Source organism: Nocardia nepalensis (genome assembly GCF_048910785.1).
Classification (GTDB): Bacteria; Actinomycetota; Actinomycetes; order Mycobacteriales; family Mycobacteriaceae; genus Nocardia; species Nocardia nepalensis.
On sequence record NZ_JBKBET010000037.1, the window covers coordinates 595,384 to 614,271 of the forward strand.

16 protein-coding genes are annotated in these 18,888 nt (G+C 67.3%); 10 read left to right on the forward strand and 6 right to left on the reverse strand.

Going from position 1 to position 18,888, the window contains the following annotated elements; genetic code table 11:
• Positions 1-55 precede the first annotated feature (55 nt).
• Positions 56-3,499, reverse strand: coding sequence for a protein kinase domain-containing protein (locus ACHQ4I_RS34250; RefSeq protein WP_420776029.1), 3,444 nt, complete (start codon positions 3,497-3,499; stop codon positions 56-58).
• Positions 3,500-3,726: 227 nt separating this feature from the next.
• Here ACHQ4I_RS34250 and ACHQ4I_RS34255 point away from each other — a divergent pair, with 227 nt between their 5' ends.
• The 4 genes from ACHQ4I_RS34255 to ACHQ4I_RS34270 all read left to right on the forward strand — a co-directional run bounded on the left by ACHQ4I_RS34255 (position 3,727) and on the right by ACHQ4I_RS34270 (position 8,711).
• A complete protein-coding gene (locus tag ACHQ4I_RS34255) occupies positions 3,727-5,100 on the forward strand; it encodes a type I glutamate--ammonia ligase (RefSeq protein ID WP_420776030.1) in 1,374 nt (457 codons plus the stop codon).
• 1 nt (position 5,101) lies between these two features.
• On the forward strand, positions 5,102-6,160 hold the full coding sequence (locus tag ACHQ4I_RS34260) for an amidohydrolase family protein (RefSeq protein WP_420776031.1): 1,059 nt from the start codon (positions 5,102-5,104) through the stop codon (positions 6,158-6,160).
• A gap of 39 nt (positions 6,161-6,199) precedes the next feature.
• Positions 6,200-7,405, forward strand: a complete 1,206-nt coding sequence (locus ACHQ4I_RS34265) for a glutamate ABC transporter substrate-binding protein (protein WP_420776032.1) — start codon at positions 6,200-6,202, stop codon at positions 7,403-7,405.
• 82 nt (positions 7,406-7,487) lie between these two features.
• On the forward strand, positions 7,488-8,711 hold the full coding sequence (locus ACHQ4I_RS34270; RefSeq protein ID WP_420776033.1) for an RtcB family protein: 1,224 nt from the start codon (positions 7,488-7,490) through the stop codon (positions 8,709-8,711).
• A 109-nt stretch (positions 8,712-8,820) separates the two neighbouring features.
• On the opposite strand, the gene ACHQ4I_RS34275 is transcribed toward ACHQ4I_RS34270, so the two are convergent.
• Entirely contained in the window at positions 8,821-9,303 is a 483-nt protein-coding gene (locus ACHQ4I_RS34275; protein ID WP_420776034.1) for a hypothetical protein, read from the reverse strand.
• Between the two features lie 198 nt (positions 9,304-9,501).
• Between ACHQ4I_RS34275 and ACHQ4I_RS34280 the strand changes: the two genes are divergently transcribed.
• Positions 9,502-11,625, forward strand: a complete 2,124-nt coding sequence (locus ACHQ4I_RS34280; RefSeq protein WP_420776035.1) for a RecQ family ATP-dependent DNA helicase — start codon at positions 9,502-9,504, stop codon at positions 11,623-11,625.
• A 120-nt stretch (positions 11,626-11,745) separates the two neighbouring features.
• Positions 11,746-11,904: a hypothetical protein gene (locus tag ACHQ4I_RS34285; protein ID WP_420776036.1), complete on the forward strand. Its 159-nt coding sequence runs from the start codon at positions 11,746-11,748 to the stop codon at positions 11,902-11,904.
• Positions 11,905-11,932: 28 nt separating this feature from the next.
• On the opposite strand, the gene ACHQ4I_RS34290 is transcribed toward ACHQ4I_RS34285, so the two are convergent.
• The 4 genes from ACHQ4I_RS34290 to ACHQ4I_RS34305 form a co-directional block, all read right to left on the reverse strand.
• On the reverse strand, positions 11,933-12,139 hold the full coding sequence (locus ACHQ4I_RS34290) for a hypothetical protein (protein ID WP_420776037.1): 207 nt from the start codon (positions 12,137-12,139) through the stop codon (positions 11,933-11,935).
• Between the two features lie 63 nt (positions 12,140-12,202).
• Entirely contained in the window at positions 12,203-12,784 is a 582-nt protein-coding gene (locus ACHQ4I_RS34295) for a hydrolase (protein WP_420776038.1), read from the reverse strand.
• A gap of 34 nt (positions 12,785-12,818) precedes the next feature.
• Positions 12,819-14,225: an MFS transporter gene (locus ACHQ4I_RS34300; RefSeq protein WP_420776039.1), complete on the reverse strand. Its 1,407-nt coding sequence runs from the start codon at positions 14,223-14,225 to the stop codon at positions 12,819-12,821.
• Positions 14,222-14,662: a MarR family winged helix-turn-helix transcriptional regulator gene (locus ACHQ4I_RS34305; RefSeq protein ID WP_420776040.1), complete on the reverse strand. Its 441-nt coding sequence runs from the start codon at positions 14,660-14,662 to the stop codon at positions 14,222-14,224. Before ACHQ4I_RS34305 ends, ACHQ4I_RS34300 begins: the two co-directional genes overlap by 4 nt.
• Positions 14,663-14,774: 112 nt before the next feature.
• On the opposite strand from ACHQ4I_RS34305, the gene ligD reads away from it, so the two are divergent.
• From ligD to ACHQ4I_RS34325, 4 genes are all read left to right on the forward strand, one after another.
• Positions 14,775-15,731 (forward strand): non-homologous end-joining DNA ligase, encoded by a 957-nt coding sequence (gene ligD / locus ACHQ4I_RS34310; RefSeq protein ID WP_420776041.1) that lies wholly within the window; start codon positions 14,775-14,777, stop codon positions 15,729-15,731.
• A gap of 186 nt (positions 15,732-15,917) precedes the next feature.
• A complete protein-coding gene (locus tag ACHQ4I_RS34315; protein ID WP_420776042.1) occupies positions 15,918-16,874 on the forward strand; it encodes a D-isomer specific 2-hydroxyacid dehydrogenase family protein in 957 nt (318 codons plus the stop codon).
• A 120-nt stretch (positions 16,875-16,994) separates the two neighbouring features.
• Positions 16,995-17,981, forward strand: coding sequence for an alpha/beta hydrolase (locus ACHQ4I_RS34320; protein ID WP_420776043.1), 987 nt, complete (start codon positions 16,995-16,997; stop codon positions 17,979-17,981).
• Between the two features lies 1 nt (position 17,982).
• Complete coding sequence (locus ACHQ4I_RS34325) at positions 17,983-18,888, forward strand: SDR family NAD(P)-dependent oxidoreductase (protein ID WP_420776044.1); 906 nt, start codon at positions 17,983-17,985, stop codon at positions 18,886-18,888.

Genomic DNA, 18,888 nt, shown 5'->3' on the forward strand with positions numbered 1-18,888 from the left:
TCGCAAACGACCGCCATATCGCTGTGCTCGGTGGGGTGCCGGGGCGGGCGGGGGCTTATTGGTGGGATGTTGGGTGGGTGGTTCGAGCGATCTCGTTCAGGATCTGTTGTAAGAAGGGGTGGGGTGGCTGGTTGGGGGCTTCCGGGGTGGCGAGTAGGGTTTTCACGATCGGGGTGATCGCGGGGGCGCTGTCTACGGCCAGTTGGATGAGGTCGAGTTCGGCGCAGCGGGAAAGGGCGGGGGTCAGGCAGGCGATCGCTTGGTCGGTTCGTCCGGCGATGGAAAGGCAACCGCCGTATAGCAATTGAGCTTGTAGGAGTGCGCGGGGGCGGGGTTGGGTGCGGATTTCGGCGACCATCTGTTCGGCGGCGGCTACGGCGCGCTCGGCGGCGGCTGGTGACTGTTGGGCGAGTAGCAGGCGGATGGCCGACTCGTGGGTGAGTTCGGCGGTGACGGCGAGTGGGTGGTTCGGTTGCCGTTGGTATGCGGGCAGGTGCTCGAGGGTCTGGCGGTCTTCGTCGGTGATCGGCAGACCCAGCCGTACCCGCTCGTTCACAATGCGGGCGGTGAGCCGGGGCAGGGCGATATGCTCTGCGACCGTTTGTCCCTCGTCCAACCGTCGTCGTGCGGCATCGAGGTCGCCGCGCATTGCCGTCAGCCTGGCGCCGGTCCCGTAGGTGGCGATCAGGAATTCCATGGCGCCGGCCGCGACGCCGGAACCGGATGCCAGCAGTTCGGCGGCTTCGGCGTATTGCCCTTTCTGGTAGAGCAATTCGCCGAGCAGGCCGCTGGCCATCCGGGTCGCGTGGGATTGGCTGCCGGTATTCCGGGCCCGGGTGAGCGCGGAGCGGAAGAGCGCCTCGGCCCCTTCGATGTCGAGTTGTTCGGCGGCGGCTTGGCCGGCGATGCAGGTGCCGTACACCACGCCGGCCGGGCCGTTGATGCGGGTCCGGTAGGGCTCGGCCCATGCGTGCCAACGGCGGGCGCCGGCAAAGTCGAAGCGGTAGTAGGCGGCCGCTTCCGCGGTGGTGGCCGCGACGCTGGCGAAGAACGGTCGAACCGGCTGCTGCAGCCATGCCTCGGCGGCATCCGGGAAATCCTTGAACCGGTCCGTCACAAGGTATTCCGCGGCTCGCGTCACATCGGCCTGGATGCGCAAGTCCGCGGTTTCGGGATCGTCCGGTGCGGCGGTTGCTAGTGCGGCGTCCACGCGATCCAGCGCGGTCCGGGTGGCGGCGGGACGCTGGAGCGAGATGTTGGCCCAGGCCACCGACAGCTGCAGCCGTGGATCGGCAACCGTGATCTCGGCGGGTAGCTTCTTCACCAGCCCCAGGAAGGTGGCCATGCGGGAATCTTCGATCAGTGCGTCGGCGTGTTCTTGCACCAGTTGTTTCGCCTGCTCGGCGGCGCCGGCGGCGAGTGCGTGATCCACTGCCTCGGTGACCATTTCGTGCTCGGCGAACCAGGTCGACGCGGTCAGATGGAGCTGTTCGAGCATGCCGGGATGCTGGCGGATCAGTCTGCGGCGCAAGAAGTCCGCGAAGAGCGCGTGATAGCGGAACCACCGCAGCTCGTCATCGACGCCGCGCAGGAACAGGTCTCGGAGCCGCACCTCCTCGAGCTGTTCCTGCCCGGACCGCACTCCGGTCAGCGCCTCCGCGAGAGACCCGCAGATGGTGTCGGTGACCGCAGTCCGCATGACGAAGTCGAGCATTGTCGGTTCGAGCGCGCCGACAACGTTTTCCATCAAGTACTCGCCGATGGCGTAGTGCTGCCCCGTGATCTGGTCCAGGTAGCGCCCGGGATCCTCCTTGCCGCGCAGTGACAGTGAGGCGAGCTGCAACGCCGCCACCCAGCCCTCCGTCGACTCGCGCAACCGGTCCACGTCGGCGTTCGAAAGGTGCAGTCTCTTCACACCGACGAGGAAGTCCGTAGTCTCCCCGGAATCGAAACGCAGTGCGGTCTCGTCGATTTCCACCAGTTCGTCCTGAACGCTCATGCGCCCCAACGGAAGCCCGGTGCGACTGCGGCTGGTGACAATCCATCGCAGGTGGTGGGACCCGTTGTCGAGCAGGAACTCCATCGCGGCGAGGGTCGCCGGACTGGTCACCTGATGCCAATCATCGATCACGACGGCAATGGGCTCCGCATTGTCGTGGATCTCGTTGATCAGGGCCGTCATCACCTGCTGCGCCGCGCTGGCCGAATGCTCCTCGAGAATCTGCGTCAATTCGATCGCCAGCGTCGGGCGAACCTGCCGAATCGCCTCCACCAAGTGGCTCAGGAACCACACGACATTGTTGTCGTCCTCCGCGATCGCCAACCAGGCAACCCGGACGCCGTCCGTTTCCAGGGCGTGCGCCCACTGTGCGGCCAGGCTGCTCTTGCCGAAACCGGCCGGGCCATGAATGAGGACCAGCCGCCTGGATTGTCCGTCCCGCAAGGTCTCCAGCAGCCGCGGGCGATCGACGAGGCGGCGCAGCGTCGTCGGCGGACGGAACCGGGTCGTCGGCGCCGACTGTGGCCGCAGCGCGGTCGCGGCGGTCGAGGTTATCGGCGGGATCGGCCCACCGCCCGCGACCGATACGGATCCGTCGTGCTCCGGGGCGGGCATCGTGTCCACCGGCAGCCCGCAGGAGAACTGCACGGTGCGCAACCGCTCGCCGAACTCCCGGGCAGTGGCCGGCCGGTCGGCGGGGTCGGTGGCCATCGCGGCTTCCATGACGGCGCACACCATTGCCGGTACACCGGCGGATCGCAGGTCCGGGACGGGTTCGGAGGTGATGCGCACGAACTGCGCCACCATCGACTCCCCCGCCTGGCGCTCGAACGCGGCATGGCCGGTGAGCGCCGCGAACAGCGTCGCGCCGAGCCCGTAGATATCGGAGCGAACCGACGGCGGTTCGCCGCGTATTACCTCCGGAGCCGTGTAGGCCGGTGTCCCCGCGACGATGCCGGCCGCTGTCTGGAACGCGCCGCCGACCCGCGCGATACCGAAGTCCGCAAGCTGCGGCTCACCGTAGTCGCTGATCAGCACGTTGGCGGGATTGACGTCGCGATGGACGACGCCGCAGGCGTGCGCGGTCGCCAGCGCGCCCGCCAGCTTCACACCAACGGCCACTACCTCCTGCCACGACAACGGCCCGTCCGCGCGAATCCGTGCGTCGAGTGAGCCCCTGGGGTGGAAGGGCATGACGATAAATGGCCGCCCGGTCGGGGTGACGTCGGTCGTCAGCACCTGGACGATGTTCGGGTGGGTCGAGAACTTCCCCAACGCACGTTGTTCACGCAGGAAGCGGGTCCGGTCCTCCTCGTCGACCGTGGAGCCGAGCACCTTGACCGCCACGTCCCGATCGAGTGCGGAGTCGGTGCACCGGTACACGATGCCGAACGCGCCGCGGCCGATCTCTTGGGCGTCGGCCAACCCGGCCGCAGCCAGTTCCGCTGCGATGCCGATAGTCAGGTCGCGTTGCGTCCCCTCGGCATTGACTTCGGACACCGACCGCTCACCCGATCATCGGCGCAGACTTCCCGGAAATTCGCGCGTCCGCGGCGGCCTGCCGCCCCGACCACACCACGAGCGACCCATGTTTTTACCTCTCGAGGCGAAAACCAGCTGGTCCCGACACGTCGATCATAAGCCGCGACGACCTGACTGGCCGTGCTCCACCGGCAAAGCTGTGCGGTATTCGGTAAATCCCGACGACGGCAGATTATCTTGGGGCTATGCCTAATATGCCGGATCGGATACCGGCCGAGGGTGTCCACGATGCGTTGATCGGACACCTCGAGGCCCATATGGTCGTGCTGTCCTTCGTCGACAATGCCGGGATAACCAGGGTGAAGACGGTGCCGAAGGGGCGGCTGGCGCATGCCGCCAAATACGGGATCGGCGTCTCTCCCTGCTTCGAGACGTTCACCTTCGACGATCTGATGTCCGTCGGCCGCTACCTCGGCGGACCCGACGGCGATCTGCGCCTGATTCCCGACCTGTCCCGGTTGACCGAACTCGCCTGTCAGCCCGGCTGGGCCTGGGCGCCCGCCGATAAGTTCACCCAGGACGGCACCCGCTTCGTCGCCTGCCAGCGCTCGTTCGCGACCCGGCAGGCCAAGGCGGCGCAGGAGGCCGGTCTGCGGCTGTCGATGTCCTTCGAGACGGAGTGGGCTCTCGCACGCGGGGATACCGAAAACGATTTCGTCCCAGCCGTATACGGGCCCGCCTACGGCATGATCCGGTTGAGTCAGGTGGCCGAATACGCCAGCGATCTGGTCGCGGCATTGGAGCGCCAGGAGATCGCGGTCGATCAGTTCCATCCCGAATACGCGCTGTCACAGCTGGAGCTGTCGGTCGCACCCAATGATCCGGTCGCGGCGGCCGATGACGCGGTCCTGCTCCGGCACACCATCCGGCAGATCAGCGCGCAATACGGCTGGCGCGCGCTGCTCGCACCGTGCATCGAGCCGGGCGGCGCGGGGTCGGGCGCACATCTGCATTTCTCACTCCACGACGAGGAGGGGCCGCTGTTCGCCAATGGCGACGGGCCCTATGGCATGCGTCGCCTCGGCGAGGCCTTCCTGGCCGGCGTGCTGCGGGAGCTGCCCGCGCTGGTCGCGGTCGGCGCGGGCAATCCGGCGAGTTTCCTGCGGCTGCAACCCTCGCGGTGGGCCGGAGTATGGCAATGCTGGGGCCGGGAGACCAGGGAGTCGGCGCTGCGTTACATCACCGGTGTGCGGGGCACCGAGGAGTGGGCGGCCAATGCCGAGATCAAATGTTTCGACGCGACCGGTAACCCGTATCTGATCGTAGGCACAGTCATCGCCGCCGGACTCGCGGGCATGGCCGAGGAGCTGCGGCTGCCAGCGGAGATCACCGGCGACCCGATGGGCTTCGATGCGGAACAACTCATGCTCTCGGGTGTGCGTCGGCTGCCGACCAACTCCATGGAGGCCGCCGACGCACTCGCGGACTCCAAGGTGCTCGCCGAGGCGCTCGGCGTCGAATTGCACGACGCGCTGCTTACCGTGCGCCGCGCCGAGGCCGAACGCTATCGGGATATCAGCCCGGCCAAGGTGGTCGAGTTGACCCGGTGGCGGTTCTAGCGTGCTCACCGATGGTGTCGCGCTCACCGATCACCATTGTCACGGCGTAGTAGCCGCCGATCTGGACCGGCCCGGTTTCGAGCGGCTGCTCAGCGAAGGCCAGCGCGGCAGTTTCGATTCGTCGATCGGTCTGGCGGTAAGGCGTTGGTGCGCACCGGTTCTCGACCTGGAACCGCATGCCGATCCGGAGCGGTATCTGGCTCGCCGCGCCGAACTCGGATGGCGCGAAACCGCCACCCGGCTGCTGCGCGCCACCGGCACCACCCGATGGTTCCTCGACACCGGATTCGGCGGCGGACGAGCGGAATTCGCGGCGGTCGCCGAGGGCGAGGTGCGCGAGATCGTCCGACTCGAACAGGTCGCCGAACAGGTGATCGCCGAAGGCGGCGCGGAGACGACGCCTTTCGAGGATATCGAGACCGCGCTGCACAGCCGGGCGCGAAATGCCGTCGCTCTCAAGACAATCGTGGCCTACCGCTGTGGACTCGACTTCCCACTCGCCGACACCCCGCCGGAAACGGTCACCCTCGAACACCGCCTCACCGATCCGGCGACGCTGGGCTGGCTGGTCGCACTCGGCGCCCGCATCGGCGCGAAACTCGGCCTGCCCCTGCAATTCCACACCGGTTTCGGCGATACCGATCTGCGGCTGCGGCATGCGGATCCGTTGCTGCTCACCGACTTCCTGCGCGCCACCGCGGGCTCCGGACTATCGGTCATGCTGCTGCACTGCTGGCCGTTCCATCGCAATGCCGCCTACCTCGCCCACGCCTTCGACCATGTGCGCCTCGACCTCGGCCTGACGATTCCCTATGTGGGACAACGGGCCGCGGCGGTGCTCGCGGAAGCACTCGAGCTGGCCCCCTTCCGTTCGATGCTCTATTCCTCCGACGGCTACGGACTTCCGGAACTGCACTATCTCGGCGCGGTGCTGTGGCGACGCGGGCTCGGCCGCCTGCTCGACGAATGGATCGCCGAGGACGTCATCACGACCGCCGACGCAGAGCGACTCGTCACCGCGATCGCGAACGGAAACGCCGCGAGCACCTATCCCGACTGAAGACCGGAATATCCCCGCACCGACAGGAGATTCGGCTCGATGAAGCGCTCGATCCTTGCCGTCGGCCTGGCGAGTGGCATGGTGCTGACCGCCGCCTGCGCGTACCGCATCGATTACATGCCATGGACGTTGACCATCGGCATCAAATTCGATCAGCCCGGGCTGTCGGTCATGGGCGAGGACGGGGTTCCGCACGGATTCGACGTCGATACCGCGATCTATATCGCGAAGTATCTCGGCGTCGATGCCGAGCGGATCAGCTGGCAGGAGGCGCCGTCGAATCGACGTGAAGGGCTGTTGGACCGCGGCGAGGTCGACTTTGTCGTGGCGTCGTATTCGATCACCGCCGATCGGCAGAAAGCGGTCTCCTTCGCCGGACCGTATCTGCTGGCCGGTCAGGATCTGCTGGTCCGTCGCGACGAGGTGGGCATCGATCGGCCGGAGGCCCTCGACGGCCGTACCGTGTGCACCGGCCAGGGTTCCACCTCGGCGGACAAGATCGAGCGCGACTTCGCGACGGGCGTGCAGGTCACCGTCGAGGAGACCTATTCGATCTGCGTGGACGAGCTGCTCGCGGGCGAGGTCGACGCGGTCAGCACCGATGATGTGATCCTCGCCGGATTCGCCGCACAGCATCCGAACGAGCTGCGGGTGGTGGGGCACCCCTTCACCCGCGAGCGATACGGCGTCGGCGTCAAAAAGGGCGACACCATCCTGCAGAGCAAGATCACCCACGCCATTCAGGCCATGATCGCCGACGGCGCCTGGGACCGCGCGGTGGCGGCGAATATCGAACCGTCGGGCTATCGGCCGCTGCCGGCGCCGATGATCTTCAATCCGCCGGACGCGCGCATCACAACGGACAATCCGAACGCCCCGGACCCGACACTCGCCCAGGCCGTCGAACGACTGGCCGCGACGGCCAATTCCCGACAGTGGCAATCCTTCGACGCGCTCGTCTGCCCGGAGGCGGTGTCGGCCGTCAACGCGCTGGTAAGGCAATACACGCCGCAATACGACGGGCGGATCGGCCCTGAGGTCGAGGACGCGGGCTTCACCGACACCATTACCGGAATCACCCAGACCGGCCCCGATTCCGCGACCTTCCTGGCACACGAATCCTTCTCCGACGTCCCCGCGAAATATCGGCAGTACTTCAAGGACATCGATTACACCGGGACGATGGCGCGCCGCGGCGGGACATGGAAGCTGTGCAGTCTGGCCGCCGATTTCGTGGAGCCGTGACCGTCGAAAAATGATGTGCCGATAGCTGTGCGGGGAATATAGCGTTGAAGGGGAACACACCGAACGAGAAAGGACGTTCCCCATGTTTCCCGTCGAGCTGCGCGGCACCAGGGCGCAGACGCTCATGTGGGCCAACGAGCACGATATCGAGCAGGCCGCGCTGCGACAACTGCGAAATATCGCGCAATTGCCATGGGTCCACGGCGTCCGCGTCATGCCGGACGTGCACCTCGGCAAGGGGGCGACGGTCGGCTCGGTGATCGCGATGCGCGATGCGGTCGCGCCCGCGGCCGTCGGCGTGGATATCGGCTGCGGCATGGAGAGCGTCAAGACCGATCTCACCGCCGCCGATTTGCCGGACAATCTGCATTCGCTGCGCTCGCGCATCGAAGCGGCGGTGCCGGTGGGGTTCCAGGCGCATAAGAATGCGGTCGATGTCGCGAAGTTGGGGGCGCGGTTCGCGGCCTCACACGGCGAGTTGGCCCGACACAATCGCGGCTGGGATCGCTTCTGGTCCGAATTCGGCTCGTTGGACCCGGGTGTGCAGGCGCTGGAATCCAAGGCGCACAAGCAGATCGGCTCGCTGGGTGGCGGAAATCACTTTATCGAGATCTGCCTGGACGAGAACGATTCGGTATGGATTCTGCTGCACTCCGGCAGCCGCAATATCGGCAAGGAACTCGCCGAGCGGCATATGACGGTCGCACGCGCACTGCCGCACAACCAGGATCTACCCGATCGTGATCTGGCGGTATTCCTTTCCGGCACACCCGAAATGGAGGCCTACCGGCGCGATCTGACCTGGGCGCAGGAATACGCCGCACGCAACCGCGCGGTCATGCTCTCCCTGGTATGCGATGCGGTGCGAGCGGAATTCGCTGGCCGCGAGGTGCGTTTCGACGAGCCGATAAGCTGCCACCACAATTATGTGGCGGAGGAGGAGATCGACGGTGTGCCGATGCTGGTGACCCGCAAGGGCGCGGTGCGGGCAGGTGCCGGCGATCTGGCGTTGATTCCGGGCTCGATGGGCACACGCTCATATGTGGTGCGCGGCAAGGGAAATCCCGCCTCGTTCCAGTCGGCGGCGCACGGTGCGGGTCGGCGGATGAGCCGGAATGCGGCGAAGAGGCAGTTCACCGTCGCCGATCTGATCGCGCAGACCGAGGGCGTGGAGTCGCGCAAGGATGCGGGTGTGGTCGACGAGATCCCGGCCGCGTACAAGGACATCGACGAGGTCATCGCCGCGCAGAGTGATCTGGTCGATATCGTCGCGACGCTGCGTCAGGTGCTGTGCGTGAAGGGGTGAGACACGTGCCGAATTGCGGTGGGAACAACCGCAATTCGGCCCGAAAACCTCAGCGACATCAGGCAGAGCGAATCACGTTGAGCGCCATCGCAATTCGGTCTGAACGTAGTCAGTGCCGCCGCATCGTGCCCGCGACGCCCGCACCGAGCAGCAAGACGCCGAGAATGAATGCGAAACCGCTTGTCACCCAGGTGATCAGCGCGAACCGCATCTCATCGGAGAGCACCGGAAGATCGTCGTGGATGATTCGCCAGGTGTCGTCCGGAAACAGGAAGTACACGAATCCCGGCACCACACCCCAAACCAGACCGGCCAGTACCGTGCCTGCCGGTGAGTACGCGGCCAACGCCGCCACCAGGAGCAACAGCAGCGCCCCACCGACGATCTGGAAGGTCGACCCGGCCCGATTGGCCGCGGACCCGAGAATGACCCACTGCCGGGTATCCATCGCCGCATGCGCGGCCAGCCCGATCCCGACCGGGGTCACCACCAGCCCGACCAGCAGGCCCACGACAGCCCGCCCGAACCCACCGGTACTGCGGAATTGGGCACCGGGCGGAGACCAACCCGGCGGCGGCTCGTAGTTGGTCACGGTTTCCTCCTGCGCGGTCCCACGGTCCGGAGCAATCGTCTCACCATATTGTCCGTTGTCCAGGAGTATTTCGCCGTTTCGGCCGAGTTGGCGGCGCGGGACGCATCAGTGTCCGCCGGTGTCCGGGCGGAAGCACCGGATACCGCTGGCCACGGTAGCCGCGCACCGATGTCGGTGCCATCCGGCACGATGGAGCCCATGACATCGGCGGCCGGCACCGAAGCGATCGACCTGACCTCGCCCGAACTGCGGGAGCGGGCCGAAGAGCTCCTGCGCGAACTCGCGGGACCACGAGCGCGGCTGCGCGAGGATCAGTGGACCGCGATCGAGGCGCTGATCGTGCGACGACGGCGGGCGCTGGTGGTCCAGCGCACCGGCTGGGGTAAGTCGGCGGTGTACTTCATCGCGGCCAAGCTGCTGCGACGCGCCGGGCGGGGCCCGACGGTTATCGTGTCGCCGCTGCTCGCACTGATGCGCAACCAGGTCGCCGCCGCCGAACGGGCGGGCGTCGTCGCGGCGACCATCAACTCCGGCAATGTCACCGAATGGGATGAGATCCACGACCGCGTGGCCGCTGGCGAGGTGGACGTGCTGCTGGTCAGCCCGGAGCGGCTGAACAATCCGGACTTCCGGGACCAGGTGCTGCCGAAGCTGGCCGCCGATGCCGGGCTGGTCGTGATCGATGAGGCGCACTGCGTCTCCGACTGGGGTCACGACTTCCGGCCCGACTACCGCCGCATCCGCACCCTGATCGCCGATCTCGGCTCCGATGTGCCGGTGCTCGCCACCACCGCGACCGCCAACGACCGGGTGGTCACCGATGTCGCGACCCAGATCGGCACGCAAACCCTGGTCCTGCGCGGCACCCTGGACCGCGAATCGCTGCACCTGTCGGTGCTCCGCTTCGACGACGCGGTCGAGCGCACCGCCTGGCTGAGCGGACACCTCGACGAACTGGCCGGCTCCGGCATCGTCTACACCCTCACCGTCGCCGCCGCGCACGATCTCGCCGACGTACTGAATTCACACGGCCACAATGTCGCCGCCTACACCGGACAGACCGATACCGCCGAACGCGAGGCACTGGAGGCTGCGCTGCTGAACAACGAGGTGAAGGCGCTCATCGCCACCTCGGCGCTCGGCATGGGCTTCGACAAACCCGATCTGGGATTCGTGGTGCATGTCGGCGCGCCGTCCTCCCCCATCGCCTACTACCAGCAGGTGGGTCGCGCCGGCCGTGGCACCGATCGCGCCGATGTGGTGCTGCTGCCCGGACCTGAGGACGCCAGGATCTGGAGTTACTTTGCCTCCGTTGCCTTTCCGCGCGAACACATCGTGCGCTCGGTACTCGACGCACTGGATTTCGACCGGGCGATGTCGACGGCCGCGCTGGAACCGCTGGTGGAGTTGAACCGCTCGCGACTGGAGATGGTGCTCAAGGTGCTCGATGTGGACGGCGCGGTGCGGCGGGTCCGCGGCGGCTGGATCGCCACCGGAGCGCCGTGGGCCTACGACACCGAACGCTACGAACGCCTGGCCGCGGCCCGCGAGGTCGAACAGCAGGCGATGATCGACTATCAGAGCACCACCGGCTGCCGGATGCAGTTCCTGCGCCGCCAGCTCGACGATCCGGGTTTGCCCGCGCTGGACGGCAATGCGCCCGGCTGCGGCCGCTGCGACAACTGCACCGGCACGCGTCTCGATACGAATGTCGACTCCGCCGCGATCGCCGCGACCCGCGCCCGGCTCGACCGTCCAGGCCTCGATCTCGCCCCGCGCAAGCAGTGGCCGACCGGAATGGCGAAACTCGGCATCCCGTTGTCGGGCAAGATCACCAACGGCGCGGAGACCGGGCGCGCCCTCGGCAGGCTCACCGACCTCGGTTGGGGCCAGCGCCTGCGCGCCCTCCTGGACGCGCCCGACGATCCGGTGCCGGATGCGGTCTTCGACGCCTGCATCGCCGTATTGCGCGAATGGAACTGGACGACCCGCCCGACCGCGGTGATGGCCCTCGAATCGCACCGCTATCCGGTGCTCACCGCCACCCTCGCCGCCCGCCTCGCCGAGGTCGGCCGCCTGCGTGACCTCGGCACGCTGCGGTTGCGTCCGGACCGGACGCCGGTATCGGCCGCGAACTCCGCGCACCGGGTGGCCGGGCTGTTCGATTCCTGGTCGATCCCGGACCTGAGTTCGGTCGACGGGCCGATTCTGCTCGTCGACGCCCTTTCCGATACCGGTTGGACGCTCACGGTGGCTGCCAACGCGCTCCAGAACGCGGGCGCGCCGGCGGTGCTGCCATTCGCACTGGCGACACAGACGTAGTCGGACCGACCTCTGCCGACAGGGCTGCGAGCCCGTCGTTTGCCAATCAGTAGCCGACAGGCTAGCGAACTTTTGGCGAACGTCCGTTTCGGACGGGGTGTTGTAGGTCACGATATGCACATGGACTCGAACATGCCCGCAGAACGGCTGCTCAGAGAGGTCACCTTGCGGTATGGCTCAGCCGAGGCGTTCTTCGAAACCTTGCACGATCTGCTCATCGACCCGATCGCCGACACCACCGAGCTACCGCCCATGCCAGAGCTGCACGGATACAACTGACCCAGCACGGACGGATACCGGTCGCGTCTCACTCGCGCGCGTCCGGTAGCCGAAGCGTCGGCGGGTCCGGTTCGATTCGCTTGGTGTCGCTCAGCCAGTCATCGGGCGGTATGGGCTTGCGCGGCTCGCGTACCCCAGCGGCGCCGCCACCGGGCTCGCCGGGATCCTGGCCACCGGCGGGCACCCTGCCGCCTCCGAGAAGTCGACGAATCGCTCGCATCAGGTTGGTCATCATGTCGTCAGTGTGCGCCGATCGACCTCGGTTGGCATCGGTGTTCACAACCGGCGAAGCCGCGGGTCAGCGCGTCGCGGCGACTAGTTCGACGATCTCGGCGGTAGTGCCGGTTTCGCCGAGGCGCGGGAAGATCTTGGCGATGCTGTGCTGGTGCGCCTCGGCATCGGAGTCGGTCATGGCGTCGACGGCCAGGGTGACGTGGTAGCCGTGTTCGTGCGCGGCGCGGGCGGTGGATTCCACGCCGATGCTGGTGGCGATCCCGGCCAGCACGATCTGGGTGATGCCGCGGCGGCGCAGTTGCAGGTCGAGGTCGGTGCCGTAGAACGCGCCCCAGTTGCGCTTGGTGACGTGGATGTCCTCGGGGTGACCGGTGAGATCGTCCACGATCTGATCCCAGCCCTGCGGCGGATTGCCGCCGGGGAACGGAAATTCATTGCGGCCCTTCGCCTGATCGGCGCCATCGGCCGCGAACGAGACCCGCACCAGCACGACGGGCAGGCCGTGTGCGCGGAAGGCGTGCGCGAGCGCCGCGGAGTTCTCGATGACCGCCGCGGCCGAATGCGGCTGACGCGGTGCGGCGACAATGCCGTGCTGGAGATCGATGACGACCAACGCGGTGCGCTCGTCGAGTGTGGTAACCGGCATGATGAGACCTTTCCGAGGTTGAGGTGTACAAAGATCAGGCTGCTGCGCGTCCCACTCGCGCCAGTGAGCGATCCGCGAGCGTGACGACCACGAGCAGCACCGAGGCGACGAGCAGCAGCACCGCCAACTCGTGTACTCCGGCACTGTCGGCGGCATGCGGGAATACGGCCGCATTGGCCGCCGCCGCGATCAACGCACCGAGATACATTCCGGTACGCAACAATCCGGCCGACGAGGCCATGCGCGCCGGATCGGCCTGGTAGTACAGCGCATTCTGATTGGCCAACCCGTTGAGCCCCTGCGGCAGGCCGATCAGCACGCCGAGCGCCACCAACAGCCAGATGGCGGTATGCGGACCCAGGAACAGCAGGCACGCACACGCCGCGACCTGCAGCAGAGCACCCGCGATGAGCTTGCCACGCACCTGCCGACGCCGCCCGGTGATGGCGGTAATCGCTATGGCGCTCAACGACATCGGCAACAGCACCAGCCCGGCCACGGACGCGCTCAGCGATCGCCCCTCCTCCAACCATTGCGTAAAGCCATAGAGGAAGGCATAAGCGGTGACGAAGGCGAGCACCTGACGGCCATAGGTGGCCAGCAGCGGCGCATTGCCGCCGAGCACCCGCAGATCGATGAACGGCTCGGCGGCGCGCAACTCCCGCACCGCGAACGTCAGGCCGACCGCACCGGCGATCACCAGCAGATACCAATGCGCGACAGCCGGTTTCATCAGAAACAGCATCGAAGACACGAGCGCCCCCGCGAACAACACCATGCCCGCGATATCGACCCCGCCGCCCTGCCGCGCCCGCACCGCCGCGGGCAATTCGGCCACTTTGGGCAGGCTCATCCGCCCGAGCACCAGGCAGGCCAATGACAGCGGCACATTGATGGTGAAGATCAGATGCCAACCGCCGACGCCGATCAGCGCACCGCCCAGCGTCGGCCCGACCACCGCCATCACCTGATTGGCGATCGACAGCAAGGCGAGCACTCCGGCCGGACTCTGCGCCCCGGTGCGCTCGGATTCGCTGCGCAGCAAGAACATCGAGGCGGGATACGCCGCAGAGGTGCCGAATCCCAGCAGCACACGGGACAGGATCAGGATCCCGAGACCGGGCGCGAGCGCACCGAGCACACCCGCGATGCCGACCAGTGCGGTGCCGATCAGATAGAGCTTGCGCGGCCCGTATCGGTCGACGAGTCGGCCGACCACCGGCTGCCCGACCGCGGTGGCCAGGTAGAGCGCAGAGACCAGCCAGATGGTCTCCGACGGCGGTGCGCCGAAGGCCTTTCCGATGGGCACCAGCGCCACCGCGAGCATCGAGGAGTTGATCGGGTTCAGAATCGAACCGAGGATCATCGGCGCGATCAGCTGGCGATCGAATCCTGTTGCGCCAGTGGACAGGCCAGGACGTGCCGCTTCGACGGCCGTCATGATTGGGCCAGGTCGTCGAGGAGCGCGAGTGCTTCGAGAATGGTGCGTCGTTGTGCCTCCGTGCACCGTTCGTGCAGGGTCCGCGCCAACCACTCCTGGCGCACCCGCCGGTCACCCTGCAGCCGCGCGCGCCCGGCGGCGGTCAATGACAGCGACTGCTTGCGCCCGTCCGCGGGATCCGGGCGGCGCTCGACGAATCCGTAGCGATCCAGGGCCGCGACGGTCATCGCCATCGACTGCGGCCGCACCCGTTCGGCCGCGGCCAGCTCACTGGTCGACGCCGCGCCGTCCTTGTCCAAGCGGCTGAGTACCGCGGCTTGCGACGGCGAGAGGTCGTCATCGGCGGCCAGTTCGCGCATGCGCCGTCGCAGCCTGCCGAAGACAACCCGCACCTCACTGGCGGCCCGGACGGCGGATTCGGAGATCTCTTCGTCCATGCCATCGACTCTAATTTATTCAGTCTCACCTGTACAGTTCCAACTGCACAGTTTGGGCTGCATATCACTCGGATGCGCGCTTTGGCCCCACCGAGCCGTTATGGTCGGACAGGTGGCCAATAAGTCCGCCTCGCCCGCCGTCGAACTCGATGTCGGCGACCGCACCGTCCGCATCTCCAACCCGGACCGGATCTACTTCCCGGAGTCCGGCGCGACCAAGCTCGACCTGGTGCAGTACTACCTGAGTGTCGGGGACGGCATCGTCCGCGCGCTGCGGGATCGGCCCTGCATGTTGCATCGATTTCCCAAGGGGCTCGCGGGCGACAAGGTGCATCAGAAGCGACTGCCCGCTGGCGCGCCGGACTGGATTCCGACCGTGCGGGTTTCCTTCCCGCGCTATGGCAGGCATGCGGACGAACTCTGCGTGGACAAGTTGGCCGATGTCATCTGGGCGGTGCAGATGTCGACGGTCGAGTTCCACCCCTGGAACTCGCGCCGCGCCGACACCGAGCGCCCCGACGAATGGCGGATCGATCTGGATCCGATGCCGCACTGTCCGTGGTCGCGGGTGCAGCGGGTGGCCGGCGTCGCACGCGAGGTGCTCGACGAGTTGGGCGCGGTCGGCTGGCCGAAGACCTCCGGCGGCAAAGGCCTGCACATCGACGTCCGCATCGCGCCGGAGTGGGGTTTCACCGAAGTGCGGCGCGCGGCACTGGCCTTCGCGCACGAGGTCGAGCGGCGCGCGCCCGACGATGTGACCACCACCTGGTGGCGCAAGGATCGCGATCCGAAGCTGCTGTTCGTCGACTACAACCAGAACGCCCGCGACCACACCATCGCCGCCGCCTATTCGGTGCGCGGCGTACCGGAGGCGACCGTCTCCACCCCCATCCGCTGGGACGAGATACCCGATATCGATCCGCGCGATTTCACGATGAAGACCGTCCCCGCCCGCTTCACCGAATTCGGCGATCTACACGAGGGCATCGACGACGCGGTATTCCGCATCGACGAACTACTGGAGCGAGCCGACCGCGACAACCTGGAAGTCGACCTCGACGAAGACTGACCACCCCGCACAGCACACACCCGCTATACCGGGTTGCGCAGTCGGCACCGAGAGTGCGCAAGCCCCAGGCGATGACCCGACCCGTCGCACGGCCCAGTGGTGCGGACCCCACGACGCGCACCGATGCTACGGTTCGCTTCGGAGCCGGCCGCGCTCCATGGTCCTGCCCGCGATAGGAGGTCGTCCATGAGCCCTGCCGAGGTTCCGGTTCCGATCGCGATCGGCCCATCCATGCCCCCTCCGACATTGCTGCGCAAGGCGGTCGTGGAAGGCGGCGCGACCGTTTCGGATCTGTCGGAGGCCAGGGGCCTGATCTGGTCCGCTGGTCCCCGCGAATTCCCGGATGAGCTGCCGGGCACCCTCGAATGGGTGCAGCTCCCGGCGGCCGGTGTCGAGGACTGGTTCACCGCGGGCATCTTCGCCCGGCATCCCGACATCCGATTCACCTCGGCCGCAGGCGCTTTCGCCGCCAGCGTGGCCGAGCACGCATTGATGTTGCTGCTCGCCGGGGTGCGCTATCTGCCCGAACATCTCCATGCCGGGAGTTGGCGGCAGCAGGAGTTCTTTCCCCACGTCGACACCCTGCACGGGAAGACCGTCGCGATCGTGGGCGCGGGTGGTATCGGCCGCGCCCTGATCCCGATGCTCGTTCCGCTGGGCGTGCACGTCATCGCCGTCAACCGCTCGGGCCGACCGGTAACCGGCCCGGGCATTCCCGAGACCGTCGAGACGATCCCCGCCGACCAGCTCGCCCGCGTCTGGCCCCGCACCGACCATGTCGTCATCGCCGCCCCGGCCACCCCCGCCACCCGCCATCTGGTGGGCGCCGACGAACTCGCCCGCCTCAAGCCGACATCCTGGATCATCAATGTCGCCCGCGGCAGCCTGATCGACACCGACGCCCTGGTGGCCGCGCTGGCCTCGGGCGCGATCGCCGGCGCGGGCCTCGACGTCACCGACCCGGAACCCCTACCCGACGGCCACCCCCTCTGGGTGCTGCCGAATGCCATTGTCACCCCGCATGATTCGAATCCCCCACAGCTGCGACTCGCCGCCTTCGCCGACCACGTGACCGAGAACGTGCTCCGCTTCGTAACCGGCCGAGACCTCCTCGCACCGATCGACCCGCACCGCGGCTACTGAGACCACCCGCCGGGTACGGATTCGGCGCGATTCCGCTCCGCTGCCGCCGATCCGCGCCGTGATCGGCCTTTTTTAAATGTGCCATTGACAACTGGCACATTCATGGATGACGCTAGGTACATGACAAGGTCAACGAGGACCTCGGTCCCCGGCGTTCCGACGGTGCCGTCGGCACGGTCCAGGCTCGCTGCCACGGCATGCGAGATCGGACTGCGGCCGCTGAACAATGCGGTACCCATGAACGCACCGGGAGTGTGGTTCGCACGCAAACTGATCGCGACGATCATGGCCACGGCGGGTCCACCGCCGCGGGGCACGGCCGTCTCACAGGTCAGGTCCGGCGCTGTCCGCGGCGAATGGGTCCGTGCCCAGGGCGTGGATTTCGGACCACGCGCCATCTACTACATCCATGGCAGCGGTTATGTGCTCTGCTCGGCCCGCACCCATCGCGGACTTGCCGCACAGCTGTCCAGGAAGACCGGGCTGCCGGTCTTCCTCACCGACTACCGGCTCGCGCCGGAGCATCGGTTTCCGGCCGCCGCCGATGACGTCGAGGCCGGATACCGCTGGCTGCTCGACCGCGGCTTCGCCGCACAAGACCTGGTGATCGCCTGCGATTCGGCGGGTGGACATCTGGCTCTGGATCTGCTCATCGAGAACGCACGCCAGGCCCGGCCGCAGCCCGCCGCCGTTGCGATGTTCTCCCCGCTGCTCGATCTGACCCTCGCGCTGGCCGCCGAACAGGAACGGCGGCAACGGGATCCGGTCATCTCGGCCCGCGCGGCCAGCCGACTCCCGCACGCCTACACCCGAGGTCTGCCCGCCGACGCACGACGCCTGCGGCTGCAAGTGCCACCAGGCATGGCCCTGCCACCGATGCTGATCCAGGTGGGCGGCGCCGAAATGCTCAGTGCCGACGCCCGACATCTACACGAGATGGTGCGTGGCGCGGGCGGCGATTGCGAACTCGAGATCTGGCCGGGCCAGGTGCACGTCTTCCAGGCGCTGCCGCTGCTGGTGCCGGAAGCCGACAGGGCACTGCACCGGGCCGCCGAATTTCTCTGTGCCGCACTGATTTCCCGCACTATCCCGGAGAAGGTGAGTTGACATGTTCGGACTGGAAAGGCTGATCCCCATCGGCATCCGGCCGCGCCGCAGCCACGGCGCCCGCGCGGTGGTGACCGGCGCGGGCAGCGGCATCGGCCGGGCCTTCGCACTCGAAATCGCCGACCGCGGTGGGCAGGTGATCTGCGCCGATATCGATGAATCCCGCGCCGACGAGACCGTCGCGCTCATCGAACGCAACCACCCGGGCGCCGCGCACGCCTTCCGCTGCGATGTCTCCCGGCGCGAGGATGTGGAAGTCCTTGCGCGCTTTGCCGAATCGCTGTTCGAACGCCCGGTCACGCTGGTGGTCAACAATGCTGGCGTCGGCATCGGCGGAAAGCATGTGGGCGAGATCGGTTTCGACGACTGGCAGTGGGCGCTCGGCATCAACCTGTGGGGTGTGGTGCACGGCTGCGAGATCTTCGCACCGCAACTGCGCGCCGCCCGCCGCGGTGGAATCATCAATGTCGCCTCGGCGGCCGCCTTCGCCGCCGCGCCCTCGATGGCGGTCTACAACGCGTCCAAGGCCGCGGTGCTATCGCTGTCGGAGACCATGGCGGCCGAAATGAGCGGCACCGGAGTCGCGGTCACCGTGCTGTGCCCGACCTTCGTCAAGACCAATGTGGCACGTGACGGCCGCATCACCGAGCAGTCGGCCCGACTCGCCGACACCCTCATGCGCCTGACCGGGTTCTCCCCCGACCGGGTCGCGCGCACCACCCTCGACGCCCACGACCGCGGCCAGCTGTATGTGCTGCCGCAACTGGACGCGCACCTCATCTGGCGGCTCAAGCGCTACTTCCCCGCCCAGTACACCTATGCCCTCGGGCTCCTGGATCGGCTACTGCCACAGGAGAGCTCGACCACCAAGGACCGCTCCACGGTCTCCGATAAAACGGGAGTCTGA

Bases quoted from the DNA above. Each gene is read 5' to 3' on its own strand.
- ACHQ4I_RS34255 (WP_420776030.1), top strand. From the start codon at position 3,727: ATGCCTAATATGCCGGATCGGATACCGGCCGAGGGTGTCCACGATGCG.
- ACHQ4I_RS34265 (WP_420776032.1), top strand. From the start codon at position 6,200: ATGAAGCGCTCGATCCTTGCCGTCGGCCTGGCGAGTGGCATGGTGCTG.
- ACHQ4I_RS34270 (WP_420776033.1), top strand. From the start codon at position 7,488: ATGTTTCCCGTCGAGCTGCGCGGCACCAGGGCGCAGACGCTCATGTGG.
- ACHQ4I_RS34280 (WP_420776035.1), top strand. From the start codon at position 9,502: ATGACATCGGCGGCCGGCACCGAAGCGATCGACCTGACCTCGCCCGAA.
- ACHQ4I_RS34285 (WP_420776036.1), top strand. From the start codon at position 11,746: ATGGACTCGAACATGCCCGCAGAACGGCTGCTCAGAGAGGTCACCTTG.
- ACHQ4I_RS34290 (WP_420776037.1), bottom strand. From the start codon at position 12,139: ATGATGACCAACCTGATGCGAGCGATTCGTCGACTTCTCGGAGGCGGC.
- ACHQ4I_RS34295 (WP_420776038.1), bottom strand. From the start codon at position 12,784: ATGCCGGTTACCACACTCGACGAGCGCACCGCGTTGGTCGTCATCGAT.
- ACHQ4I_RS34300 (WP_420776039.1), bottom strand. From the start codon at position 14,225: ATGACGGCCGTCGAAGCGGCACGTCCTGGCCTGTCCACTGGCGCAACA.
- ACHQ4I_RS34305 (WP_420776040.1), bottom strand. From the start codon at position 14,662: ATGGACGAAGAGATCTCCGAATCCGCCGTCCGGGCCGCCAGTGAGGTG.
- ACHQ4I_RS34315 (WP_420776042.1), top strand. From the start codon at position 15,918: ATGAGCCCTGCCGAGGTTCCGGTTCCGATCGCGATCGGCCCATCCATG.
- ACHQ4I_RS34320 (WP_420776043.1), top strand. From the start codon at position 16,995: ATGACAAGGTCAACGAGGACCTCGGTCCCCGGCGTTCCGACGGTGCCG.
- ACHQ4I_RS34325 (WP_420776044.1), top strand. From the start codon at position 17,983: ATGTTCGGACTGGAAAGGCTGATCCCCATCGGCATCCGGCCGCGCCGC.